Source organism: Delftia acidovorans SPH-1 (assembly GCF_000018665.1).
GTDB lineage: Bacteria > Pseudomonadota > Gammaproteobacteria > Burkholderiales > Burkholderiaceae_C > Comamonas > Comamonas acidovorans.
On record NC_010002.1, the window covers coordinates 2,468,568 to 2,491,739 of the forward strand.

The window sequence follows — 23,172 nt, forward strand, 5'->3', positions numbered from 1 at the left end:
CATTTTGAGAATATCCGCGCCGCCTGGCCCGGGCTTGCGGGTCAACCCTAGAACGGGCGCCTGCGGGCAGGGCGACCATGGCAGGCGAGGTTCCCGGCGTTCCCCCACGTTCCAGATCACCGCCGATCACAGGCAGGAGACAGCACGATGAATGTCCAGCTCACCGTCAACGGGCGCGCGCAGCGCATCGACGTTCCGCCCAACACCTTGCTCGTGCATGCGCTGCGCGAGCACCTGCGCCTGACCGGCACGCATGTGGGCTGCGACACCAGCCAGTGCGGGGCCTGCACCGTCATCGTCGACGGCCACGCCGTCAAGTCCTGCGCCATGCTGGCCGTGCAGGCCGAGGGCTGCGAGGTGCGCACCATCGAAGGGCTGGCGGATATCGACGGCGGCCTGCACCCCATGCAGGCGGCCTTCAAGGAGTGCCACGGCCTGCAATGCGGCTTTTGCACGCCGGGCATGGTCATGAGCGCCGTGGACCTGTGCCAGCGCCAGCCGTGCGCGAGCGATCGCGAGATCCGCGAGGCACTGGAGGGCAACCTGTGCCGCTGCACGGGCTACCAGAACATCGTGGCCGCCGTGAAAAAGGGCAGCCAGGCCATGGCAGGGCCTGCGACCTGAGCGCCGCAGGCCACCACAAGGAGACAGCCATGGGTGCATCCGACTTTTCCAAGCTCCCCCACATCGGCGAGCCCGTCAAGCGCAAGGAGGACTACCGCTTCCTCACGGGCGCGGGCCAGTACACCGACGACATCGCGCTGGCCGCCCAGGCCCATGCGGTGTTCGTGCGCTCGCCGCACGCGCATGCGCGCGTGCGCTCCGTTTCCACCGATGCGGCCAAGGCCGCGCCCGGCGTCATCGGCGTGCTCACGGGCGCCGACGTGGCGGCCGACAAGATCAACGGCCTGCCCTGCGGTTGGCTGATCACCAGCACCAACGGCGAGCCCATGAAGGAGCCGCCGCATCCCATCCTGGCGCTGGACACCGTGCGCTACGTGGGCGACCAGGTCGCCATGGTCGTGGCCGAGACGCTGGAGCAGGCGCGCGACGCGGCCGAGCTGGTGGAGGTGGACTACGACCCGCTGCCCGCCGTGGTGCTGGTGGCCGACGCGGCGGCCGGCAGCGTGCCCGGCGCGGTGGTGCATGACATCGCCCCCGACAACCACTGCTACAAATGGGCCATCGGCGACAAGGCCGCCGTGGATGCCGTGTTTGCGGGCGCCGCCCACATCGCCCAGCTGGACCTGGTCAACAACCGGCTGATTCCCAACGCCATGGAGCCGCGCGCGGCCATCGGCAGCTACAGCCGCGCCAATGACGAGTACACGCTGTACGTGGCCAACCAGAACCCGCACGTCGAGCGGCTGCTGATGACGGCCTTCGTCATGGGCCTGCCCGAGCACAAGGTGCGCGTGATCGCGCCCGACGTGGGCGGCGGCTTCGGCTCCAAGATCTTCCTGTATGCCGAGGATGTCTGCCTGACCTGGGGTGCGCGAAAGCTCAACCGCAACATCAAGTGGACGGCCGACCGCAGCGAGTCCTTCCTCACCGACGCCCATGGCCGTGACCACGTCAGCCATGCCGAGATGGCCATGGACGCCAGCGGCAAGTTCCTGGCCATGCGCGTGCACACGGATGCCAACCTGGGCGCCTACCTGAGCACCTTCGCCAGCGCCGTGCCCACCATCCTCTATGCCACCCTGCTGGCGGGCCAGTACGCCACACCCCAGGTCTATGTGGAGGTCGATGCCTGGTTCACCCACACCGCCCCCGTCGATGCCTACCGGGGCGCGGGCCGGCCCGAGGCCACCTACCTGCTGGAGCGCCTGGTCAGCCGCTGCGCCTGGCAACTGAACCTGTCGCAGGCCGAGATACGGCGGCGCAACTTCGTCACCAGCTTTCCCTACCAGACGCCCGTGGCCCTGCAGTACGACGTGGGCGACTACGGCGCATGCATGGACAAGGCCGAGGCCCTGGCCGACGTGGCCGGCTTTGCCGCGCGCCGTGCCGACAGCGAGGCGCGGGGCCTCAGGCGCGGCCTGGGCTACAGCAGCTACATCGAGGCCTGCGGCCTGGCGCCCAGCAACATCGCGGGCGCCCTGGGCGCGCGGGCCGGCCTGTTCGAATGCGGCGAGGTGCGCGTGCACCCCACGGGCAGCGTCACCGTGTTCACGGGCTCGCACAGCCACGGCCAGGGGCACGAGACCACCTTCGCCCAGGTGGTGGCCGCGCGCCTGGGGATACCCGTGGAGAACGTGGACATCGTCCACGGCGACACGGGCCGTGTGCCCTTCGGCATGGGCACCTATGGCTCGCGCTCCATCAGCGTGGGCGGCGCGGCCATCATGAAGGCGCTGGACAAGATCGAGGCCAAGGCCAAGAAGATCGCGGCCCACCTGATGGAGGCCAGCGACGCCGACATCGACTTCGCGGACGGCGAGTTCACGGTGCGCGGCACCGACAAGAAAATCCCCTTCGCCCAGATCGCGCTCACCGCCTATGTGCCGCACAACTACCCGCTGGACAAGCTGGAGCCCGGCCTCAACGAAACCGCCTTCTACGACCCCACCAACTTCACCTTCCCCGCAGGCACCTACATCTGCGAGGTCGAGGTGGACCCGGCCACGGGCGTGGTGCGCGTGGACCGCTTCAGCGCCGTGGACGACTTCGGCACCATCATCAATCCCATGATCGTCGAGGGCCAGGTGCACGGCGGCGTGGCCCAGGGCATAGGCCAGGCGCTGCTGGAAAACTGCGTCTACGACCGCGAGACCGGCCAGCTGCTCACCGGCAGCTTCATGGACTACGCCATGCCGCGCGCCGACGACTTCCCCGAATTCAAGCTCGGCACCGTCTGCACGCCCTGCACGCACAACCCGCTGGGCACCAAGGGCTGCGGCGAGGCGGGGGCCATAGGCTCGCCGCCCGCCGTCATCAATGCCGTGCTCGACGCACTGCATCCCCTGGGTGTCAGGGACCTGGACATGCCGGCCAGCCCGCACCGTGTCTGGTCGGCCATCGACGCCGCAGCCACCTCCTGAGGAGAGCGCCATGTACGCATTCACCTATGAAGCCCCAGGCACCACGGCCGACGCCGCCGCGCTGGCCGCGCAGGGCGGCCAGTACCTGGCCGGCGGCCAGAGCCTGCTGCCATCGATGCGCCTGCGCCTGGCGCGGCCCGAACAGATCGTGGACCTGAACCGCGTCCAGGGCCTGGCCGGCATTGCCGTCGACGGCCAGACCGTGGAAATCCGCGCCATGACGCGCCATGCCGACGTGGCCGCCAACCCGCAGGTCCAGGCCGCCATCCCGGCCCTGGCCGAGCTGGCCGGCGGCATCGGCGACCGCCAGGTGCGCGCGCGCGGCACCATCGGCGGTTCGCTGGCCAACAACGACCCCGCTGCCTGCTACCCCAGTGCCGTGCTGGGCCTGGGCGCCACCGTCGTCACCGACCGGCGCGAGATCGCGGCCGACGACTTCTTCCAGGGCATGTACACCACGGCGCTGGGCAGCGGCGAGCTGATCACGGCCGTGCGCTTTCCCGTGCCGAAGAAGGCCGCCTACCTCAAGTTCAAGCAGCCCGCCTCGCGCTTCGCCCTGGTGGGCGTCTTCGTCGCCCAGACCGACAGCGGCGTGCGCGTGGCCATCACGGGCGCCGGGCTCAGCGTGTTCCGCCATGCGGGGCTGGAGGCCGCGCTCAACCAGAGCTTCACGCCCGACGCGGCCGCCCAGGTGCTGATCGACCATGCCGACCTCAACAGCGACCTGCATGCCAGCGCGCGCTACCGGGCGCAGTTGATCAGCGTGCAGACGCAGCGTGCGGTATCGCAGATGCTGGGGTGACACGGCGGATGCCTTCCGAGCAAGCCATTGCCTCCATAGACGCCCTGGCCGCCGCGCTGCAGGCCGAAGGCTATTTCGCCGACCGGCGCCTGGCCACGGCCGTCTTCCTGGCCCTGCGGCTGCAGCGGCCGCTGCTGCTGGAGGGCGAGCCCGGCGTGGGCAAGACCGCGCTGGCCCAGGCGCTGGCACGCGTGCTGGCGCGCCGCCTGATCCGGCTGCAGTGCTATGACGGCATGGAGCAGCGCGAGGCGCTGTATGAATGGAACTACGCGGCCCAGCTGCTGCACCTGCGCGCGGCCGAGCTGGCCTCGGCGCAGCCCGCGGCCGCACCGGATCAGGACCGCCTGCAGCGCGCCGAGCAGGAGGTCTACCAGGAGCGCTACCTGGTAAGCCGCCCGCTGCTGCAGGCCCTGCAGCAGCCTGAACCCGGCGCCGTGCTGCTGATCGACGAGATCGACCGTGCCGACGAGCCCTTCGAGGCCTTCCTGCTCGAATACCTGGGCGAGTACCAGGTCAGCATTCCCGAGCTGGGCACGGTGGCGGCACGCGTGCCGCCCGTGACCGTGCTCACCAGCAACCGCACGCGCGACCTGCACGATGCCGTCAAGCGCCGCTGCCTCTACCACTGGCTGGACTATCCCGGGCGCGAGCGCGAGCTGGCCATCGTGCGCGCCCTGGTGCCCGGGGCCGGGCAGGCCCTGACCGCCCAGGTGGCGAGCTTCGTGGGACGGCTGCGCAGCCAGCCCTTTGCCGACGCCTTCCAGCGGGTGCCCGGCATTGCCGAAAGCGTGGAATGGGCCAAGGCCCTGGTGGCGCTGGACACCCTGGTGGTCGATCCCGAAGTCGTGCACGACACGGCAGGCATCCTCTTCAAGCAGCGCGAGGACGTGGCCGCGCTCACGCCCGAGCGGCTGCAGCAACTGCTGGCGCCGGAGCCCGCGCCGTGACGGCTGGGGCAGCCGGTACAGCCGGTGCCGCCGGTGCCGCCGGTGCCGCCGATGGGGGCGGGCGCACCAGCTGGCTGGGCGATGCGCGCAGCGGCAAGCTCGCCGGCAACCTGGTCGGCTTTGCGCGTGCGCTGCGCCGCGCGGGCGTGCCCGTGGATGGCGGGCGCATGGCGCTGGCCCAGCAGGCCCTGCCCCTGGTCGGCCTGGCGCGCGAGGACATGGCCGCCGCGCTGGAGGCCGTATTTGTGAGCAACGCCCAGGACCGCGCCGTGTTCCGCGAACTGTTCGACGCCTACTTCCGCAATCCCGACGTGGCCAGGCAACTGCTGGCCCAGTTGCTGCCGCAGGCGCCCCGGCCGTCCGCGCCGCGCCACCGCCCGCGCGTGCAGGAAGCCTTGTCGCCCCGCCAGGCAGGCGAGGGCAGGGCCGCCGTCGATGAAGAGCTGAAGCTGGACGCCGCCATGACGGCCAGCGAGCGCCACCGCCTGCGCCATGCCGACTTCAACCAGCTCAGCGCCAGCGAATACCTGCTGGTGCAGCGCCTGGCCAGGGACATTGCCCTTCCCTTGCCCCGCTACCGCAGCCGCCGCACGCGCACGGGCCAGCGCGGCGCGGTGCCTGACTGGGCTGCCAGCCTGCGTGCGGCATCGCACCATGGCGGCGAAATGCTGCAGCTGCTGCGGCGCGAACGGCGGCGCCTGCCGCTGCCCTGGCTGGCCCTGGTCGATGTCTCGGGCTCCATGGAGCGCTATGCGCGGCTGTTGCTGGCCTTCCTGCACGCGGCCACCAGCACGCAGCGCCATGCGGGCCTGCGCCGCCAGGTCTTCAGCTTCGGCACCGAGCTGCGCAACCTGGGCCCGGCCTTTGCCCAGGCCGATGCCGACGCCATGCTCGAGCGCGCCAACGCCGCCATTGCCGACTTTGGCGGCGGCACGCGCCTGGGCAGCAGCCTGGGCGAACTGCGCCGCCTGCATGCGCGCCACCGGGTTTCAGGCCTGGTGGGCCGGCGCACCCTGGTGCTCATCATCAGCGACGGCCTGGACACCGGCGATGCCGCCGAGCTGGATCGCGAACTGGCCTGGCTGCGCCGCCACAGCGCGCGGCTGCTGTGGCTCAACCCGCTGCTGCGCTTTGACGGGTATGCCCCACTGGCCCAGGGGGCGGCCGTGCTGCATCGTCATGCCCATGCCATGCTTGCGGTACACAACCTGGAATCGCTGCAGCAGCTGGCCGGTCACCTGGCGCGGCTGCTGGCGGCGCCAGGCCGCTGAGCCGCTTGCGGCCACCCCCATCGCAGAAAGGAATTGCCATGGAAATGCAAGCCAGCCGTTCCCTCGCCGTCAGCCAGCAGCAGGCCTGGGAGGCGCTCAACGATCCCGAAACGCTCAAGGCCTGCCTGGCCGGCTGCGACCGCTTCGAACCCTTGGGCGATGACCAGTACGCCGTGGGCATGGCGGTCAAGGTGGGGCCGGTATCGGCCAAGTTCAGCGGCAAGGTCACGCTGTCCGACATCACGCCGCCCGAGCGCTACCGCATCGCCTTTGAAGGCCAGGGCGGCGTGGCCGGCTTCGGCAAGGGCGAGGCCGACGTCACCCTCACTCCCGAGCCCGCTGACGCCGCAGGCCAGCCGCGCTGCCTGCTCAGCTACAGCGTGCAGGCCCAGGTCGGCGGCAAGATCGCCCAGCTGGGCCAGCGGCTGATCGACGGCGCCGCCCGCAACATGGCCGACGACTTCTTCGCGCGCTTCGACACGCTGATGCAGCAGCGCCACCCGCGCGCGGCGGCAGCGCCTGCCGATGCAGGCGACACCGCCGACCTGTCCCACCTGCCTGCCGGCCTGGCCGATGAAACCGGCCACATCGAGCCCACCGTGGACGCCCAGGCCTGGGAGCACGACGCCGCAGCCGGCGTGGCCACGCCGCTGGATGCCGCACCGGCCACCGAGGCCGAGGAACGCTCGCGCCGCGCCATCCCGCTGTGGTGCTGGGGGCTGGCCATCGTCGTCGTTCTCGGGGCCGGCTGGCTGCTCTCGCGGTACTAGGGCGCTCCCCCTGAGCGGCTGCGCCGCTTCCCCCGTGTGCACGGCGCCCTCTCTCGCTTCGCGGGAGGGGGGCATACGGGCAGCCGGCGACGCCCTCGCCGCGAGGCGGCTCTTGCTCGGCGTCTCTGGCCTCAGATTTGTTGTGGCTTCTATGCTTCGCCCTGCGCTACCAAGCCCTTTTTACATGCTGCTGCACCCTTCTTGATGCAGAGAGACAATAGCCGCCGAAAAACGCCAGGCGCCCAGCTGCACAGGCAAGCCAGGTGCCGGCGTGGAGATTTGCAATGGAAAACCTGGATGTTCATGTTCTGCGCCACCTCGCGCAATGGCGCGCTCAGGGCGAGCGCGCGCTGCTGGCCACGGTGGTGCGTACCTGGGGCTCGTCGCCCCGGCCCATCGGCTCCATCATGGCGCTGGGGGCCTCGGGCGCCGTGGTCGGCTCCGTGTCCGGCGGCTGCATCGAGGACGACCTGATCGCCCGCTACAGCCACGCCTCGGACGCCGACGCCCTGAGCGACGGCGCGCCCCGGCTGCTGCGCTACGGCGTCAGCGCCGACGAGGCCCACCGCTTCGGCCTGCCCTGCGGCGGCACGCTGGAGCTGCTGCTCGAATTCAATCCCGACGCTGCTGCGCTGCAGCAACTCGTGCAATGGCTGGACGAAGGCCGCATGGTGCGGCGCACCGTGGACAAGGCCACGGGCCAGGTCGTCCAGCAGGTCAGCGACGCGCCCGAGCCGCTGGTGCATGACGGGCAGCAGGTCGCCAACAGCTTCGGCCCCGAGTACCGCATGCTGCTCATCGGCGCAGGCCAGCTGTCCGAATACCTGGCCACCATGGCGCTGTTCAACGGTTTTGCGGTCACCGTCTGCGACCCGCGCGAGGAATACAGCCGCCACTGGAGCGTGGCCGGCGTGCAGCTGTCGCGCGAGATGCCCGACGACCTCGTGCGCACCATGCGCGCCGATGCGCGCACCTGCATCATCGGCCTCACGCACGACCCCAAGCTCGACGACCTGGCCCTCATGGAAGCCCTGGAATCCCCGGCCTTCTACGTCGGCGCCATCGGCTCGCGCCGCAACACCGCCCTGCGCCTGCAGCGCCTGAGCGAGCACTTCGGCCTGGGCGACGCGCAACTGGCGCGCCTGCGCGGCCCCATCGGCCTGTACATAGGCAGCAAGACGCCTCCCGAAATCGCCGTCAGCATCATGGCCGAGGTCCTGGCCGCCAAGAACGGCGTGGCCCTGCCGCGCGGCATGACCGTGGAAGAAGGCAAGCTCGCCGCCGCCCAGCCCCCGCAGCCGCTGGAGGATGACGGGCCCGAGGGCATCACGCCCCTGGTGTGCGGGGTGGGTTAGACCACCGCATGGAAGGCCTTGTTGGCAATCTTCCAGCCGGCCTCGGTCTTGAGCAGCACGAAGTAGTCGATGAAGGTGATGGCACCGTGCACCAGGGTGATCTTGGCGCTGGCCGCCGTGCCGCCGATGTCGATGGCGTCGATGCTGCGGCGGCGCGTGGCCTCGTCGGCGGCGGGCTGGCCCTTGAAGCGGGCGCAGTAGGTTTCGATGTCCCAGGAGGTCAGCGGGCCTTCGCGCACGCTTTCGATGCGGGCGGTGGGCATGAAGGCGGCGCGCATGTGGGCGCTGTTGTCCTCGGCATGGCCGCGCATGTACAGCTCCAGCGGCACGCGCACGGCGGCTTCTTCGGGGTGGTCGGTCAGGCGTGGGTTGGCAGTCGTCATGGTGTTCTCCTGGGACGGATGGATGGCGGCCTGCGCTTGCAGGCCAGCGGCCGCGCATCGTAGCCACAAGCGCGGGGGGCAGTCCAACCGGGGGCGAGGCGCGGGCCGCGCCGGGGTGCGGTGCAATGCCTTGTTTTCAATGGACTTTTCGGCCGATGCGCCCCGCATTGGCCGTGCCTGGGTCAACAGTGTTTTGAGCGCCATGCCCTGTCTGCATGCCTGCCGGCGCGTGCCCGTGCGGGCCAGAAAACGCTCTGGTCAGAGCGGGTAAAGCCGGGGTAAAGCGGGGGTAATGCCTGCGTAAAACGGCGTTCTGCCTCGTTTTGGAGAGCATGGGACTGGCTACCATAGCCGCATCCGCCGCCGTTCCCCGTTCCGGGGCCGGACCCACGGTTTCCTCCCACGACTTCCCGCAGTGACCATGAAACGCCTGTCAAGCAGCCCCTTTGTTGCAGATGCCCACGGCGTACGCCAGCGCGGCCGGGTACGGCCCGCCCTGATGTGGGGCGTGGTGGCACTGGCCCTGGTGGCGGGGGGCGGGCTGTGGTGGTGGAACAAGCGGGCGCCGGCCCAGGGCGAGCAGGCCTCGGCCGGTGCGCCCGGCCCGGGTGGCGGGCGTGCGGGAGGCGGCCGGCGCGGCCCCGGCGGGCCGGGTGGGCCTGGCGGCCCCGGCGCCATGGGTGCCCAGGCGCAGCCGGTGTCCGTGGGCGTGGTGGAGCGGCGCGACATGCGCGTGCTGATCAGCGCCATCGGCACCATGAACCCGCGCGCCACGGCCGTGGTGCGCGCCAAGGTGTCGGGCGAGTTGCTGCGCCTGCATTTCAAGGAAGGCGACGAGGTCAAGGCCGGCCAGCTGCTGGCCGAGATCGATCCGCGCAGCTTCCAGGCCAGCTTCAACCAGATCCAGGGCACGCTGCAGCGCGACCAGGCGCTGCTCAAGAACGCCCAGCTGGACCTGCAGCGCTACAAGGAGCTGCAGGCACAGGATTCCATTGCCGGCCAGCAGGTCGATACCCAGGCTGCGCTGGTGCGCCAGTACCAGGGCACGGTGGCCGCCGACCAGGCCCAGGCCGATGCGGCCAAGCTGCAACTGAGCTACACGCGCATCACGGCGCCCATTGCGGGCCGGCTGGGCCTGCGCCAGGCCGACCGGGGCAATGTGGTCAATCCTTCGGATGCCAACGGCATCGTCACCATCACCCAGGTCAAGCCCATCGATGCGGTGTTCTCCGTGCCCGAGGCCCATGTGGGCACGCTGGCGCGGCGCCTGGCCGAAGGGCGCGAGCTGCCCGTGGAGCTGTGGGACCGGGACCTCAAGCAGCAACTGGGGCGCGGCCGCCTCAATGCGGTGGACAACAGCATCGACATCGCCACCGGCACCATCAAGGCCAAGGCCGCTTTCGACAATGCCGAGGGCCGGCTGTTCGCCAACCAGTTCGTCAACGTCAAGCTGGAAGTGGACCGGCTGGAGCAGGCGCTGACCGTGCCGACCACGGCCGTGCAGAACAACTACGTCTACCTGGTCCAGGAGGATGGCACGGTGACGCAGCGGCGCATCGCCGTGGGCGTGACCGATGGCGACCGCGTCAGCGTCAAAGGCGAGCTCAAGCCTGGCGAGCAGGTGGTGGTGGACGGCATTGACCGCCTGCGCGAAGGCGCCAAGGTCACGGTGATCGAGCCCGACAAGGTGCAGAAGGTGGACCAGGCCGTGCAGGATGCCTCCGGCCAGCCGCGCGGCATGCGCAACCTGCCGCCCGATGTGCGCGCCAAGCTGGCGACCATGAACCCCGACGAGCGCAAGGCCTACCTGCAGAAGCTGCGTGCCGAGCGCGGTGGGCAGCGCAATGGGGGTAACGGTGGAAGCGGCGGCAACGGCGGCAACGGCGGCAACGTGACTGCGCCGGCGGCCGAAGGCTCCGCATCCGCAGGCCAGTCGCCGGCACCGTCGCCCGGATCGCCCCAGCCTTCGCCCGGCCCGGCGCCTGCCACGCCCTCTGCGCCTGCTGCCCCGGCGGCTCCCGCTCCGGCCGGGCGCTGAGCAGCGCCCCGGCACCTGAAGACTGCAAGCCCTTCCAGGCGGCCCCATGAATCTTTCCCGCATCTTCATCCTGCGACCCGTCGCCACCTCGCTGCTGATGGTGGCGGTGCTGATCGCCGGCCTGCTGGCCTACCGGCTGTTGCCGATTTCGGCCCTGCCCGAGGTGGACTACCCCACCATCCAGGTCACCACGCTGTACCCCGGTGCCAGCCCCGACGTGATGACCTCCAACGTCACCGCGCCGCTGGAGCGCCAGCTGGGCCAGATGCCGGGGCTGTCGCAGATGTCGTCCACCAGTTCGGGCGGCGCCTCGGTAATCACGCTGCGCTTTGCGCTGGACATGGCCATGGACGTGGCCGAGCAGCAGGTGCAGGCCGCCATCAACGCGGGCTCCAACCTGCTGCCCAGCGACCTGCCCATGCCCCCGCTGTACAGCAAGGTCAACCCGGCGGATGCGCCCATCCTCACGCTGGCCATCACCTCGCCCTCGCTGCCGGTGATCCGCGTCAACGACCTGGTGGAAAACCGCCTGGCGCCCAAGCTCTCGCAGGTCAACGGCGTGGGCCTGGTGGCGATCGCCGGCGGGCGCCGGCCTGCCGTGCGCATCCAGGCCAACCCGACGGCGCTGGCCGGCCTGGGCATGACGCTGGACGATGTGCGCACCGCCATCGCCGCCGCCAACGTCAAGCAGGCCAAGGGCGGCTTCGACGGCCCGGCGCGCGCCTCCACCATCGATGCCAATGACCAGCTGCAGTCGGCGGCCGAGTACCGCAACCTCATCATCGCCTTCAAGAACGGCCTGCCCGTGCGCCTGTCCGACATCGCCCAGACCGTGGACGATGCCGAGAACACGCGCCTAGCCGCCTGGGCCGGCACGCCCGAAGGCGGTTCGCGCGCGGGCGTGATCCTCAATATCCGGCGCCAGCCCGGCGCCAACGTGATCGAGACGGTGGACCGCATCAAGGCGCTGCTGCCCCAGCTCAAGGAGACGCTGCCGGCCTCGCTGGACGTGCAGGTGCTGACCGACCGCACGGTGACCATCCGCGCCTCGGTCAACGACATGCAGCTGGAGCTGATGCTGGCCATCGCCCTGGTGGTGGCGGTGATCTTCGTCTTCCTGCGCAGCGCCTCGGCCACGCTGATACCGAGCTTTGCCGTGCCGCTGTCGCTGATCGGCACCTTCGGCGTGATGTACCTGGCCGGTTTTTCCATCAACAACCTCACGCTGATGGCGCTGACGATCTCCACCGGCTTCGTGGTGGACGATGCCATCGTGATGATCGAGAACATCGCGCGCTTCGTGGAAAAGGGCGAGCCGCCCATGCAGGCCGCGCTCAAGGGCGCCAAGCAGATCGGCTTCACCATCATCTCGCTGACGATTTCGCTGATCGCCGTGCTGATCCCGCTGCTGTTCATGGGCGACGTGGTGGGGCGGCTGTTCCACGAGTTCGCCATCACCATGGCGGTGGCCATCCTGATCTCGGCCGTGGTCTCGCTGACGCTCACGCCCATGCTGTGCGCACGGCTGCTGCGCCACCAGCCCGAAGGGGCCGAGGAGGAAAAGCACGGCCGCCTGTACCACGCCACGGGCCGCTTCTTCGACCGCACCATCGCCGGCTACGGCCGCATCCTCACCTGGGTGCTGGACCGCCGGGGCCTGACCTGGATCGTCTTCCTGGCCACGCTGGCCGTGACCGTGCTGCTGTACTTTGCCGTGCCCAAGGGCTTCTTCCCCGACCAGGACACGGGCACCATCCAGGCCACGACCGAGGCCGACCAGTCCATCTCGTTTGCCGCCATGGCCGAGCGCCAGCAGGCCCTGGCCGAGCTGCTGCTCAAGGACCCGGCCGTGCAGAGCATCTCGTCCTTCATCGGCGTCGATGGCAGCAACACCACGCTGAACACGGGCCGGCTGCTGATCGACCTCAAGCCCCACGGCCAGCGCGATGGCGTGCCCGCCGTGCTGCGCCGCCTGTCCGACGATGCGCTGCAGATCCCGGGCATACGCCTGTACGCACAGCCCGTGCAGGACCTGACCATCGAGGACCGCGTGGCGCGCACCCAGTACCAGTTGCTGATGTCCTCGCCCGACATGGCGCAGCTGACCACCAGCACCCAGGCCCTGGTCGAGCGCATGCACGGCCTGCCCGAGCTGGTGGACGTGGGCAGCGACCTGCAGGACCAGGGCCTGCAGGCCTTCGTGCAGATCGACCGGGCCCAGGCCAGCCGGCTGGGCGTGACGGTCTCGGCCATCGACACGGCGCTGTACAACGCCTTCGGCCAGCGGCTGATCTCCACCATCTTCACGCAGTCCAACCAGTACCGCGTGGTGCTGGAAGTGGCGCCGCAGTTCAAGATCGGGCCCGAGTCGCTGCAGGCCATCTATGTGGCCTCCAGCGCGGGCGCGCCCGTGCCGCTGTCCTCGGTGGCCACGGTCAGCGAGCGGCCCATGGCCCTGGCCGTGAACCATGTGGGCCAGCTGCCGGCCGCCACCATCTCGTTCAACACCGCGCCCGGCGTGTCGCTGGGCCATGCGGTCCAGGCCGTGCAGGACCTGATGGCCCAGCTGCGCACCGACGGGCAGATGCCGCTGTCGGTGGATGCCGCCTTCCAGGGCGCAGCCCTGGCCTTCCAGGCCTCGCTGTCCAACACGCTGCTGCTGGTGCTGGCGGCGGTGATCACCATGTACATCGTGCTGGGCGTGCTCTATGAGAGCACCATCCACCCGGTGACCATCCTGTCCACGCTGCCCTCGGCCGGCGTGGGCGCGCTGCTGGCCCTGCTGCTGGCGGGGCTGGACCTGGACATCATCGCCATCATCGGCATCGTGCTGCTGATCGGCATCGTCAAGAAGAACGCGATCATGATGATCGACTTCGCGCTGGAGGCGCAGCGCGAGGAGGGGCACACGCCGCGCGAGGCCATCTACCAGGCCTGCCTGCTGCGGTTCCGGCCTATCCTGATGACGACCTTGGCTGCTTTGCTGGGGGCCTTGCCGTTGATGCTGGGGACGGGGGTGGGCAGTGAGTTGCGGCATCCGTTGGGGGTGACGTTGGTAGGGGGCTTGCTGGTGAGCCAGTTGTTGACTCTGTTCACTACGCCTGTGATCTATCTGACTTTTGAAGGGTGGGCGCAGAGGTGGCGGGATCGGTCTTCGCGTGGAGGTGTCCATGCTTGAACTGGGCTTGCGCTTTTGGCTGGCGCCGCTGGCCGGGGTTCGGCCCGGCGGCCGACCTACTTTCTTGTCGCGCGACAAGAAAGTAGGCAAAGAAGCGCGCCCCCACTGCCCACGACCCTTCGCTTCGCTGCGGGCAACCTGCGTTGGGCGCGATGCGGGGTGTGCCGCAGAACTCGCTTTGCGCTTCGCGCGCCGCTCAGACAACTGCGGCAAGTCAGATGACGAAGCAAGCCTGTCCTTCGGCAGGCTTGCCACCCCGCATCGCGCCCAACGCAGGCGTGGGCAGAGGGGGAAAGGCTGGGGGACGTGCCTTCGCTTTGCTCGGCCTCGTTCTGTGGGGGCTTGGTCATGAGCCAGCTTTCCAATCTTTCGGCGCCGTTCATCTTCCGGCCCATTGCCACCATGCTGATGACCATCGGCCTGGCGCTGGCGGGGGCAGTGTCGTATTTCCTGCTGCCGGTGGCGCCGCTGCCGCAGGTGGACTATCCGACGATTTCGGTGTCGGCCAGCCTGCCGGGTGCAAGCCCGGACACCATGGCTGCCACGGTGGCGACGCCGCTGGAGCGGGCGCTGGGGGCGATTGCGGGGGTCAATGAGATCACGTCCAGCTCCAGCCTGGGCAGTACGCGCATCACGCTGCAGTTCGATCTGTCGCGCACGGTGGACAGCGCGGCGCGCGATGTGCAGGCCGCCATCAATGCGGCGCGCACGCTGCTGCCTTCGGGCATGCCGGGCAATCCTACGTATCGCAAGGTGAATCCGGCCGATGCGCCGATCATGATCCTGGCGCTCACGTCCAGCGCGCTGACGCGCGGGCAGATGTATGACGCGGCGTCCACCGTGCTGGCGCAGAAGCTGTCGCAGGTGGAGGGCGTGGGCCAGGCGTCCATCAGCGGGGGGGCGCTGCCGGCCGTGCGCGTGGAGCTGGACCCGGTGAAGCTGGCGGCCAATGGCGTGTCGCTGGACCAGGTGCGTACCGCCATTTCGGCCACGAATGCCAACCGGCCGCTGGGCGCGGTGGAGCGCGAGGACCATTACTGGCAGGTGACCGCCAATGACCAGGCGCGCGTGGCGGCCGACTATGCGCCGCTGGTGCTGCGCTGGAGCAATGGCAATGCGATCCGGCTGCAGGACGTGGCCGATGTCACGGATTCGGTGCAGGACGTGCGCAACTACGGCGTGGCCAATGGCAAGCCCGCCATCCTGCTGCAGATCTTCAAGCAGCCCGATGCCAACATCCTGGAGGCCGTGCAGCGCGTGCGCGCGCTGCTGCCGCAGCTCAAGGCGTCCATCCCCGAGGCCATCGATCTGACCATCGTGTCCGACCGCACGCCCACGCTGCGTGCCTCCGTGGTGGAGGTGGAGCGGGCGCTGGTGATCGCCGTGGCGCTGGTGATCCTGGTGGTGTTCCTGTTCCTGCGCAATGGCCGGGCCACGCTGATTCCGGCCGTGGCCGTGCCGGTGTCGCTGGCGGGCACGTTCGGCGTGATGTACCTGGCCGGCTATACGCTGGACAACCTGTCGCTGATGGCGCTGACCGTGGCCACGGGCTTTGTGGTGGACGATGCCATCGTGGTGCTGGAGAACGTGATGCGCCACATGGAGCGCGGCAAGACCGCGCTGCGCGCGGCGCTGGACGGGGCGCGCGAGATCGGGTTCACCGTGGTGTCCATGAGCCTGTCGCTGATCGCGGTGTTCGTGCCCATTCTGTTCATGGGCGGCATCGTGGGGCGGTTCTTCCGCGAGTTCGCGGTGGTGATGTCGGCGGCTATTCTGATCTCGATGGTGGTATCGCTGACCACCACGCCCATGATGTGCGCGGCGCTGCTGCGCTCGCACCGGCTGCCTGCAAAGCAGCGGCCGCGCAGGCGCCTGGGCCGCGCCTGGGACCGCTTCGCGGCCTGGATGGGGCGCGTGGAGCGGCGTGCCATGTCCGGCTACCGCGCCAGCCTGGCGTGGTGCCTGCGCCACCAGCCGCTGGTGCTGCTGGTGCTGGTCGGCGTGGTGGCGCTGAACGTGCACCTGCACATGGCCATCGACAAGGGCTTCATGCCCAGCCAGGACACGGGCCGCGTGATGGGCTTCATCCGGGCCGACCAGTCCACCTCCTACCAGGCCATGGAGCAGCGGCTCAAGCGCTTCCTGTCCATCGTGCAGGAAGACCCGGCCGTGGAGTACGTGACGGGCTTCACGGGCGGCGGCCAGCGCAATGCGGCCAACATGTTCATGTCGCTCAAGCCGCTGGCCGAGCGCAAGGTGTCTTCCGACGAGGTGATCAACCGCCTGCGCGACAAGCTCAAGAACGAGCCCGGCGCGCGGCTGTTCATGGTCACGCAAAGCGATATCCGCATCGGCGGGCGGCAAAGCTCGGGCTCGTACGACTACACGCTGCAGGCCGACGACATCCAGGACCTGCGCACCTGGGAGCCGCGCATCCGCCAGGTGCTGTCGCAGCTGCCCCAGCTCACGGACGTGAACAGCGATGTGTCCGACTTCGGCCTGCAGACCTCGCTGGTGATCGACCGCGACGCGGCCACGCGCCTGGGGCTGACGGTGTCTCAGATCGACGGCACGCTCAACAACGCCTTCGGCCAGCGCCAGGTGGGCGTGATCTACAACCCGCTCAACCAATACCGCGTGGTGATGGAGGCCGCGCCCCGCTACCTGCAAAGCCCCGAGACGCTGCGCGGCTTCTTCTTCGTGAACAACCAGGGCGTGCAGGTGCCGCTGACCTCGTTTGCGCGCATCACCACCACCAACACGCCGCTGGCCGTGAACCATGACCGGGGCACGCCGGCCAGCACCATCAGCTTCAGCCTGGCCGAGGGCGTGGCGCTGTCGGACGCCAGCGATGCCATCCGCGCGGCCGTGGCCGAGCTGGGCGTGCCCGTGTCGGTGCGCGGCAGCTTCAGCGGCACGGCCGGGGCCTTCCAGCAGGCGCTGTCCGGGCAGCCGCTGCTGATCCTGGCGGCCATCATCACCATCTACCTGGTGCTGGGCGTGCTCTATGAAAGCCTGGTGCACCCGCTGACCATTCTGTCCACGCTGCCCTCGGCCGGCGTGGGCGCGCTGATGGCGCTGATGCTGTTCAAGACGGAGTTCTCGCTGATCGCGCTGATCGGGGTGATTTTGCTGATCGGCATCGTCAAGAAGAACGCCATCATGATGATCGACTTCGCGCTGGAGCGGCAGCGCGCCGGCCATGCCACGGCCGCCCAGGCCATCTACCGCGCCTGCGAGCTGCGGCTGCGCCCCATCCTCATGACCAGCCTGGCGGCCATCTGCGGCGCGCTGCCGCTGGCCCTGGGCCGGGGCGACGGCGCCGAGCTGCGCCAGCCGCTGGGCATTGCCATCGTGGGCGGCCTGATGCTGAGCCAACTGCTCACGCTCTACACCACGCCCGTGGTCTATGTGCTGCTGGACAGGCTGCGCCAGCGTGTCATGGGCCTGCGTGGCCGCGTGCAGGGCAAGGACCGCGGCACCCCTGTGCCCGCCGCATCACCCCAGTGAACCGAATCCGAAAGCCCAAGCTGATGCAGTTCAAGACACTTCACTCCCCGGCGATCTGGCTGGCCGCCGCGCTGCTGGCCGGTTGCTCCACGCAGAGCGCCTACCAGCGCCCCGCACTCGAGGTGCCGGCCCAGTTCAAGGAAGCCACGCCAGAGGCGGCCGAGGCCGGCATCTGGCGGCCCGCAGATCCGTCGCGCGCGCAAGTGCCCGACAACTGGTGGGAGCTGTTCGGCGACGAGCAGCTCAACCGCCTGCAGCAGCAGGCCGCCACCGGCAACCAGAGCATTGCCCAGGCCGCCGCGCGCCTGCGTGCCGCGCAGGCGGCCGTGGCCAGCAGCCAGGCCGGGCTGTTCCCCACGCTGGGCAGCACGGCCGGCGCCACGCGCTCGCGCAGCGGCGGGGCATCGGGTGCATCAGGCACGGGCGGCAACACCGGCAGTAGCGGCAGTAGCGGCAACATCTCGACCAACTACTCGCTTGGCCTGAACGCCAGCTGGGAGCTGGACCTGTGGGGCCGCGTGTCGGGCACGGTCAGCGCCAGCCAGGCCAGCGCCCAGGCCAGCAGCGACGACCTGGCCGCCGCGCGCCTTTCGGCCCAGGCATCGATCACGCAGACCTATTTCTCGCTGCGCGCGGCCGATGCCAGCGTGCGGCTGCTGCAGGAAACGCTGCAGAGCTACGAGCAAAGCCTCAAGCTCACCAACAACCGCTATCGCGCGGGCGTGGCCTCGTCGGCCGATGTGGCCCAGGCTGAGGCGCAGTACAAAAGCACCCAGGCCCAGCTCATCGAGGCGCAGACCAGCCGCGCCCAGCTGGAGCACGCCCTGGCCGCGCTGCTGGGCCTGCCGCCGGCGGCCTTCAGCCTGGAGGCCGGCGCCGAGCTGCCGCCGCCGCCCGAGGTGCCGGCCATGCTGTCGTCCCAACTGCTGGAGCAGCGCCCCGACATTGCAGCGGCCGAGCGCCGCGTGGCCGCCGCCAATGCCCAGGTGGGCGTGGCGCGCGCGGCCTTCTTCCCGGCGCTCACGCTGTCGGCCACGGCCGGCTACCGGGGTGCATCGCTGTCCAACCTGGTGAGTGCGCCCAACCTGTTCTGGTCGCTGGGCCCGTCGCTGGCGCTGGCGCTGTTCGACGGCGGCGCGCGCACGGCGGCCGTGGAATCGGCGCGTGCCTCGCTGGACCTGGCCGCCGCCACCTACCGCCAGACCGTGCTGACGGCGTTGCAGGAGGTGGAGGACAACCTGGTCACCGCATCCGCCCTGGCGCGCGAGCAGCAGGTGCAGATCGAGGCCGTGGCCGCCGCGCAGAAGGCGCTGGATGTCGTCAACAACCAGTACCGCGCGGGCACGGTGGCCTATCTGAATGTGCTCAGCGCTCAGACCACGGTGCTGTCGGCGCGGCGCAGCCTGATCGATGTGCGCAACCGGCGGCTGGCCGCCGTCAACACCTTGCTCAAGAACGTGGCCGGGCGCTGGCAGCCGCTGGGGCCGGCCTCCGTGCAGGGACCGCAGGCTGTCGCGCGCTGATGTTCAGTCCTGCAGCTCGAAGGCCTGGCGCAATGCTTCGCCGAAGGCCGCGCTGCCGCTGATCGACAGGTTCACCGTGGTGCGGCCATCCCCTGCTGCCACGGATTGCAGGCGCGCCGTGGCTGCGTCAAAGCGCCAGGCCAGCGGCTGGCCGCCGTCGTCCTGGGCCTGCAGTTCGTAGTCCCAGTCGCCACCTTCCTCGATGGGGCCGCGCCGGCCCTTGAAGCGGCGGTGCGCCCAGGCCAGCAATTGCTCCACCTCGGCCGCCAGCGCCGGCACGCGCGTGGCGGGCACGCTGGCCATGGCGTCCCAGCAGCCCGTGCCTTCGTCGTCTTCGCTGTAGTCGAAATCCAGGTAGTCGAGGGTCATGGTGGGGTCCGCCTGCGTAGTGCGTGGTGGGAAAAGGGAAAGCCCGGCATTGTGCCGCGTGCACAATCGCCCGCATCGCAGAACCGGAAAGACATTCAGATGGACACCGCACAGCAATCGATGGAGCCGCCGATGGTGAGCGCGCAGGCCCTGCGCTTCGGGCAGCCGGGCCTGCTGCTGTGGGATGGCGCCTCGCACGACTGGCCCGTGGGCCTGTGCCTGGTGCGCGGCGGCGAGGGCTGCGGCAAGACCAGCCTGCTGCAAATGCTGGCCGGCCAGTTGCCTTTGCAGGGCGGGCGCCTGGCGTATCCGCAGCAGCCGGACCCGTCGCAGCGCCCCGCGCTGTTCTGGCGCGACCCGCGCGCCGAACTGTCGAATGCCGAGCGCGCCCGGCCCGCGCAGGATTGGGTGCAGGCCCAGCGGCAGTTGTACCCGGCCTGGAGCGAGGCGGCATGGCAGGCCCATGCCGACGGCCTGGGCCTGGAGCCCCACCTGCACAAGCCCCTGCTGGCCCTGTCCACGGGCAGCCTGCGCAAGCTGTGGATGGCGGCGGGCTGGGCCAGCGGCGTGCCGCTGCTGCTGATCGACGAGCCGCTGGCCGCGCTGGACCGGGGATCGATGGACCATGTGCAGCGCACGATGGCAGGGCTCAACCGTGCTGGCCAGCAATCGGCCCCCGTGGCCGGGCATGGCCCCCGCTGCGTGATCGTCGCCCACTGGGACGAGATGCAGGGCGTGGCCTGGGACGACGTGCTGGACCTGCCCGATCAGCCGCCGCTGCGCTGACCGGAGCCGGCGTCTACATCGCCACCTACATCGCCCCCTACATCGCCTTGAACCGCTGCGCGTAGAGGCGGCTCACGGCCAGTTTTTCCGCTCGCTCGCGCAGTTGCAGCCACAGCCGGCCGGCCTCGTCGCGCTGGGCATTGGCAATGGCGGCTGCGCGCACCACGGTGCCACGGTGCACCTGCCAGAATTCCTCGGCATCCAGCCGGGGCAGCAGCTCCTTGAGCGGCGTGCGCACCAGGTACTCATGCGAGGCCGTGAGCACGCGCACGTACTTGTCGGCCGCCTCGAAGTAGACGACGTCCTGCACGGGCACCATCTGGATCTGCGTGCCCACGCCGGCCTGGATCATCTGCAGCGGCGGCTCGGTGGCGGCGGCGGGGGCCGTGGCGCCGGCCAGATGCCGCAATTGCTCCAGCGCCTGCGCCAGCGCAGCGCCGGCCGGGGCCGCCGTGCGCTGGGCCAGCAGCTCGCGCAGGCGCTGCACGCAGCGCGCCAGCCGCTCGGGCTGCACGGGCTTGAGCAGGTAGTCCACGGCCTGGGCCTCGAAGGCGTCCATGGCGTACTGGTCATAGGCGGTCACGAAGACCAGGATGGGAAACGGCTGCGCCTCGGGCCAGGCGTCGGCCAGTTCGGCAGCGGCCTCCAGGCCGCTCTGGCCCGGCATGCGGATGTCAAAGAACAGCACATCGGGCTGCAGCGCCAGCGCCTGCCGGGCGGCACTCAGGCCGTCGCCCACCATGGCGGCAATCTGCAGCTCGGGCCAGGCGCGGGCCAGGGCCTGGCGCAGGTCCTCGGCCAGCAGGGGTTCGTCTTCGGCGATCAGGGCGCGGGGGGAGGAGGTCATTTCAGTCTTCTATTTCACTTGCGCATTGCCGACAGCGTATGAAACTGGCGCGGCCCAACTCAGGGACACCGAGGAAGGGCAGCCCCGCACCGAGGGTGTCGTTCCCCTCCCGCGAAGCGAGAGAGGGCGCCGTGCACACGGGGGAAGGCGCGAAGCGACTCAGGGGGTGCATTTGAGGGTGATGCGGGCCAGCGTGCCGCCTTCGGGCAGGGCGGCCAGTTCGAAGTGCGCGGCGTCGCCATAGCGGCTGGCCAGGCGCTCGCGCAGCTGGGCCGTGCCGAAGCGGCTGCCGGGCAGGGCGGGCGCTCCGGAATCCAGGCCCATGCCGTTGTCGGCCACGGTCAACTCCAGCTGGCCACCGGCGGTGTGGCGCGCACGCACCGCGATATGCCCGCCTTCCAGCTTGGGCTCCAGTCCGTGGCGTATGCAGTTTTCCACCAGGGGCTGCAGCAGCAGCGGCGGCACGGGCACCTGGGCCAGGTCCTCGGGCAGGTCCAGCGTGTATTGCAGGCGCGGGCCCATGCGGATGGACATCAGCGCCAGGTAGTCGCGCAGGCGTGCGAACTCTTCGCCCAGCGCATGCTCGGAGTTGCGCGAGCCGCCCAGCGTGGCGCGCAGGTAGGCGATCAGATGGTCCAGCATGGCCTGGGCGCGCTGCGGGTCGCTGGCCACCAGCACGCGCAGGTTGGCCAGGGTGTTGAACAGCATGTGCGGCTCCAGCTGGGCCTGCAGCAGGGTGAGTTTGGCCTCGGCCGCCTGGCGGCGGGCCTGCTCGGCCTGCATCTGCAGGTGGCGCGAGTAGCCCAGCAGGAAGAAGGCCAGCGACATCACCGTGCTGGCGACGATGGTGACGGCCAGCGGTATCCACAGCCGGTGCATCAGGGCCGTGCTGGCATCGGGATCGGCCCACTGCCTGTAGGCCGTGCCGATCAGCGACCCGATCACGAACCCCGTCACGATGCCCGCCACCACCAGCGCGGCGCCGCGCCAGCCGCCGGGCCAGGGAATGTCCTGGCCCCGCGTCAGGCGCCAGCGGCCCAGTTCGATGGTGAGCCAGCTGGTCAGGCCGATCGACAGCGAATAGATGAGGTTCACGTCCCAGCGGCCATGGTTGCTCAGGCTGAATGCGGCGGCAATCAGGGCGCAGGCCGAGGTCGTTGCGATGCCGTGGCGCAGCAGCGTGGTCCGTTCCACGATGTGGCCCTGTGCGGCCCGCTGGGATGGGGCGTTGGATGCGAGGTCGGGCATGGAGAGCAATGGTAGTCCCATGGCGTCGTTCAGCGGGTGCGGCCCTGGCGTGACTGCAGCGTCTGCCGCTCGCGCTCCACCATGCGCCCGTGCCAGCCGTTGCCCGGCAGGGCCAGCCAGACCACGGCCCCGTGGATGGCCAGCCCCAGGCCCCAGCCCAGGGCCGGGAAGATGGCCCAGTGCCTGCCCTGGGACAGCGACAGCGCCGCCAGCCCGAGGTTGACCAGCACATAGACGCTGGCGTGGATCATCCAGCCCATCTTGGCGCCTGCGCGGCGGCGCGCCATGCGCTCCAGGGCATCGTCGTCGTGGCGGGCAGAGGGATCGAGGGGATGAAGGGGATCAAGGGGATCGAGGGTGCGCATGGGAAGTTCTCCGTCAGGGGGAAGGAAAGCGGCGTCAGGCCAGGCCCAGTTGCTGCCACAGCAGGTCGCCCAGGTAGCGGCCGGGCAGCAGGGTGAACAGGCCCGCCACGATGCAGGCGCCGATGTAGACGCTGCGCATGATCTTGCGGTGGCCGGCGATGTTGCCGTGGTACAGGTGCCAGAACGAGCGGCCCAGGCCGGCAAAGGTCAGCGGCACCAGCAGGTGGACGGGCGTGTAGCCGGCCCAGTTGGGCAGGCGGTAGTCGCGGATGAAGCAGGCGGACACCGCCGCGCAGACCATGAGCGTGACGAAGGCGTAGCCGGCCGCACGGTGCAGGCGGGGATGGACGGCGGCCCGTCGGCGCGCCAGCAGGGCGATGGCACCCGTGGCCGTGGCGGCGAGGGCGGCACTCATGTGGATGGCGATCAGCGGTGTCATTTGCATGGCGGTGTCCTGGCGTGCGGCCCGGGTTGGCGGGCCTGTATGGGACAGGACTGTCGCTGCCGGACGCGGGCCGGGCCAGCGCCATGCGACGGACGGGCGCCGGCAGGGTGCCAGATGCATCGGGGCGCCGCGAGCTGCAGGAATCTCCATGGTCGTTGGAAGATTGCGGCTATGAGGAGTGCGCACAAACTATTGCGAAGGTCCTTTGAATTCAATCACTTGGAGGATTGCTTCGATGCAACAGATTGAGAAAATTCATAGCAGCGCCCTCACGTGGTTGGTAAGCTAACG

General features: G+C 69.9%; 18 protein-coding genes. 12 read left to right on the forward strand and 6 right to left on the reverse strand.

Annotation, left to right across the window (positions count from 1 at the left end; genetic code table 11):
- Window positions 1-147 precede the first annotated feature (147 nt).
- The 7 genes from DACI_RS11250 (at window position 148) to DACI_RS11280 (ending at window position 8,189) form a co-directional block, all read left to right on the forward strand.
- Window positions 148-624 carry a (2Fe-2S)-binding protein gene (locus DACI_RS11250; RefSeq protein WP_012204171.1) on the forward strand — a complete coding sequence of 159 codons (477 nt, stop codon included), beginning with the start codon at window positions 148-150 and terminating at the stop codon, window positions 622-624.
- 29 nt (window positions 625-653) lie between these two features.
- A complete protein-coding gene (locus DACI_RS11255) occupies window positions 654-3,044 on the forward strand; it encodes a xanthine dehydrogenase family protein molybdopterin-binding subunit (protein ID WP_012204172.1) in 2,391 nt (796 codons plus the stop codon).
- A gap of 10 nt (window positions 3,045-3,054) precedes the next feature.
- Window positions 3,055-3,846 carry an FAD binding domain-containing protein gene (locus tag DACI_RS11260; RefSeq protein WP_012204173.1) on the forward strand — a complete coding sequence of 264 codons (792 nt, stop codon included), beginning with the start codon at window positions 3,055-3,057 and terminating at the stop codon, window positions 3,844-3,846.
- Between the two features lie 8 nt (window positions 3,847-3,854).
- Window positions 3,855-4,793: an AAA family ATPase gene (locus DACI_RS11265; RefSeq protein WP_012204174.1), complete on the forward strand. Its 939-nt coding sequence runs from the start codon at window positions 3,855-3,857 to the stop codon at window positions 4,791-4,793.
- Complete coding sequence (locus DACI_RS11270) at window positions 4,790-6,064, forward strand: vWA domain-containing protein (RefSeq protein ID WP_012204175.1); 1,275 nt, start codon at window positions 4,790-4,792, stop codon at window positions 6,062-6,064. The genes DACI_RS11265 and DACI_RS11270 overlap by 4 nt, the downstream gene beginning before the upstream one ends.
- A 38-nt stretch (window positions 6,065-6,102) precedes the next feature.
- Window positions 6,103-6,834 carry a CoxG family protein gene (locus DACI_RS11275; RefSeq protein WP_012204176.1) on the forward strand — a complete coding sequence of 244 codons (732 nt, stop codon included), beginning with the start codon at window positions 6,103-6,105 and terminating at the stop codon, window positions 6,832-6,834.
- Between the two features lie 284 nt (window positions 6,835-7,118).
- Entirely contained in the window at window positions 7,119-8,189 is a 1,071-nt protein-coding gene (locus DACI_RS11280) for an XdhC family protein (RefSeq protein WP_012204177.1), read from the forward strand.
- Here DACI_RS11280 and DACI_RS11285 read toward each other — a convergent pair.
- Entirely contained in the window at window positions 8,186-8,572 is a 387-nt protein-coding gene (locus DACI_RS11285) for a nuclear transport factor 2 family protein (RefSeq protein WP_012204178.1), read from the reverse strand. The two genes, DACI_RS11280 and DACI_RS11285, sit on opposite strands and share 4 nt — an antisense overlap.
- Window positions 8,573-8,993: 421 nt before the next feature.
- Here DACI_RS11285 and DACI_RS11290 point away from each other — a divergent pair, with 421 nt between their 5' ends.
- The 4 genes from DACI_RS11290 (at window position 8,994) to DACI_RS11305 (ending at window position 18,821) form a co-directional block, all read left to right on the forward strand.
- Complete coding sequence (locus DACI_RS11290) at window positions 8,994-10,610, forward strand: efflux RND transporter periplasmic adaptor subunit (protein WP_012204179.1); 1,617 nt, start codon at window positions 8,994-8,996, stop codon at window positions 10,608-10,610.
- A 46-nt stretch (window positions 10,611-10,656) separates the two neighbouring features.
- Complete coding sequence (locus DACI_RS11295; RefSeq protein WP_012204180.1) at window positions 10,657-13,788, forward strand: MdtB/MuxB family multidrug efflux RND transporter permease subunit; 3,132 nt, start codon at window positions 10,657-10,659, stop codon at window positions 13,786-13,788.
- Between the two features lie 348 nt (window positions 13,789-14,136).
- Entirely contained in the window at window positions 14,137-17,298 is a 3,162-nt protein-coding gene (locus DACI_RS11300) for a multidrug efflux RND transporter permease subunit (protein ID WP_012204181.1), read from the forward strand.
- Between the two features lie 23 nt (window positions 17,299-17,321).
- Window positions 17,322-18,821 carry an efflux transporter outer membrane subunit gene (locus tag DACI_RS11305; RefSeq protein WP_043781200.1) on the forward strand — a complete coding sequence of 500 codons (1,500 nt, stop codon included), beginning with the start codon at window positions 17,322-17,324 and terminating at the stop codon, window positions 18,819-18,821.
- A gap of 3 nt (window positions 18,822-18,824) precedes the next feature.
- Here the strand turns inward: DACI_RS11305 and DACI_RS11310 are convergent, their stop codons facing one another.
- Window positions 18,825-19,190, reverse strand: coding sequence for a hypothetical protein (locus DACI_RS11310; protein ID WP_012204183.1), 366 nt, complete (start codon window positions 19,188-19,190; stop codon window positions 18,825-18,827).
- 99 nt (window positions 19,191-19,289) lie between these two features.
- On the opposite strand from DACI_RS11310, the gene DACI_RS11315 reads away from it, so the two are divergent.
- On the forward strand, window positions 19,290-19,976 hold the full coding sequence (locus tag DACI_RS11315; RefSeq protein WP_225971074.1) for an ABC transporter ATP-binding protein: 687 nt from the start codon (window positions 19,290-19,292) through the stop codon (window positions 19,974-19,976).
- Window positions 19,977-20,013: 37 nt separating this feature from the next.
- Here DACI_RS11315 and DACI_RS11320 read toward each other — a convergent pair whose 3' ends face one another.
- The 4 genes from DACI_RS11320 to DACI_RS11335 all read right to left on the reverse strand — a co-directional run bounded on the left by DACI_RS11320 (window position 20,014) and on the right by DACI_RS11335 (window position 22,881).
- Entirely contained in the window at window positions 20,014-20,823 is an 810-nt protein-coding gene (locus DACI_RS11320; protein WP_012204185.1) for a LytR/AlgR family response regulator transcription factor, read from the reverse strand.
- Window positions 20,824-20,982: 159 nt separating this feature from the next.
- Window positions 20,983-22,071, reverse strand: coding sequence for a sensor histidine kinase (locus tag DACI_RS11325; RefSeq protein WP_043781203.1), 1,089 nt, complete (start codon window positions 22,069-22,071; stop codon window positions 20,983-20,985).
- 29 nt (window positions 22,072-22,100) lie between these two features.
- The gene (locus DACI_RS11330) at window positions 22,101-22,436 is read right to left on the reverse strand and encodes a 2TM domain-containing protein (RefSeq protein WP_012204187.1); all 336 of its coding nucleotides are present in this window, start codon (window positions 22,434-22,436) and stop codon (window positions 22,101-22,103) included.
- Between the two features lie 34 nt (window positions 22,437-22,470).
- Window positions 22,471-22,881: a DUF2306 domain-containing protein gene (locus DACI_RS11335; protein WP_043781207.1), complete on the reverse strand. Its 411-nt coding sequence runs from the start codon at window positions 22,879-22,881 to the stop codon at window positions 22,471-22,473.
- Window positions 22,882-23,172: the final 291 nt, after the last annotated feature.

Excerpts from the sequence above, each read along its gene's own strand:
- DACI_RS11250 (WP_012204171.1), top strand. The coding sequence starts at position 148 with ATGAATGTCCAGCTCACCGTCAACGGGCGCGCGCAGCGCATCGACGTT.
- DACI_RS11255 (WP_012204172.1), top strand. The coding sequence starts at position 654 with ATGGGTGCATCCGACTTTTCCAAGCTCCCCCACATCGGCGAGCCCGTC.
- DACI_RS11260 (WP_012204173.1), top strand. The coding sequence starts at position 3,055 with ATGTACGCATTCACCTATGAAGCCCCAGGCACCACGGCCGACGCCGCC.
- DACI_RS11265 (WP_012204174.1), top strand. The coding sequence starts at position 3,855 with ATGCCTTCCGAGCAAGCCATTGCCTCCATAGACGCCCTGGCCGCCGCG.
- DACI_RS11275 (WP_012204176.1), top strand. The coding sequence starts at position 6,103 with ATGGAAATGCAAGCCAGCCGTTCCCTCGCCGTCAGCCAGCAGCAGGCC.
- DACI_RS11280 (WP_012204177.1), top strand. The coding sequence starts at position 7,119 with ATGGAAAACCTGGATGTTCATGTTCTGCGCCACCTCGCGCAATGGCGC.
- DACI_RS11285 (WP_012204178.1), bottom strand. The coding sequence starts at position 8,572 with ATGACGACTGCCAACCCACGCCTGACCGACCACCCCGAAGAAGCCGCC.
- DACI_RS11290 (WP_012204179.1), top strand. The coding sequence starts at position 8,994 with ATGAAACGCCTGTCAAGCAGCCCCTTTGTTGCAGATGCCCACGGCGTA.
- DACI_RS11295 (WP_012204180.1), top strand. The coding sequence starts at position 10,657 with ATGAATCTTTCCCGCATCTTCATCCTGCGACCCGTCGCCACCTCGCTG.
- DACI_RS11300 (WP_012204181.1), top strand. The coding sequence starts at position 14,137 with ATGAGCCAGCTTTCCAATCTTTCGGCGCCGTTCATCTTCCGGCCCATT.
- DACI_RS11305 (WP_043781200.1), top strand. The coding sequence starts at position 17,322 with ATGCAGTTCAAGACACTTCACTCCCCGGCGATCTGGCTGGCCGCCGCG.
- DACI_RS11310 (WP_012204183.1), bottom strand. The coding sequence starts at position 19,190 with ATGACCCTCGACTACCTGGATTTCGACTACAGCGAAGACGACGAAGGC.
- DACI_RS11315 (WP_225971074.1), top strand. The coding sequence starts at position 19,290 with ATGGACACCGCACAGCAATCGATGGAGCCGCCGATGGTGAGCGCGCAG.
- DACI_RS11320 (WP_012204185.1), bottom strand. The coding sequence starts at position 20,823 with ATGACCTCCTCCCCCCGCGCCCTGATCGCCGAAGACGAACCCCTGCTG.
- DACI_RS11325 (WP_043781203.1), bottom strand. The coding sequence starts at position 22,071 with ATGCCCGACCTCGCATCCAACGCCCCATCCCAGCGGGCCGCACAGGGC.
- DACI_RS11330 (WP_012204187.1), bottom strand. The coding sequence starts at position 22,436 with ATGCGCACCCTCGATCCCCTTGATCCCCTTCATCCCCTCGATCCCTCT.
- DACI_RS11335 (WP_043781207.1), bottom strand. The coding sequence starts at position 22,881 with ATGCAAATGACACCGCTGATCGCCATCCACATGAGTGCCGCCCTCGCC.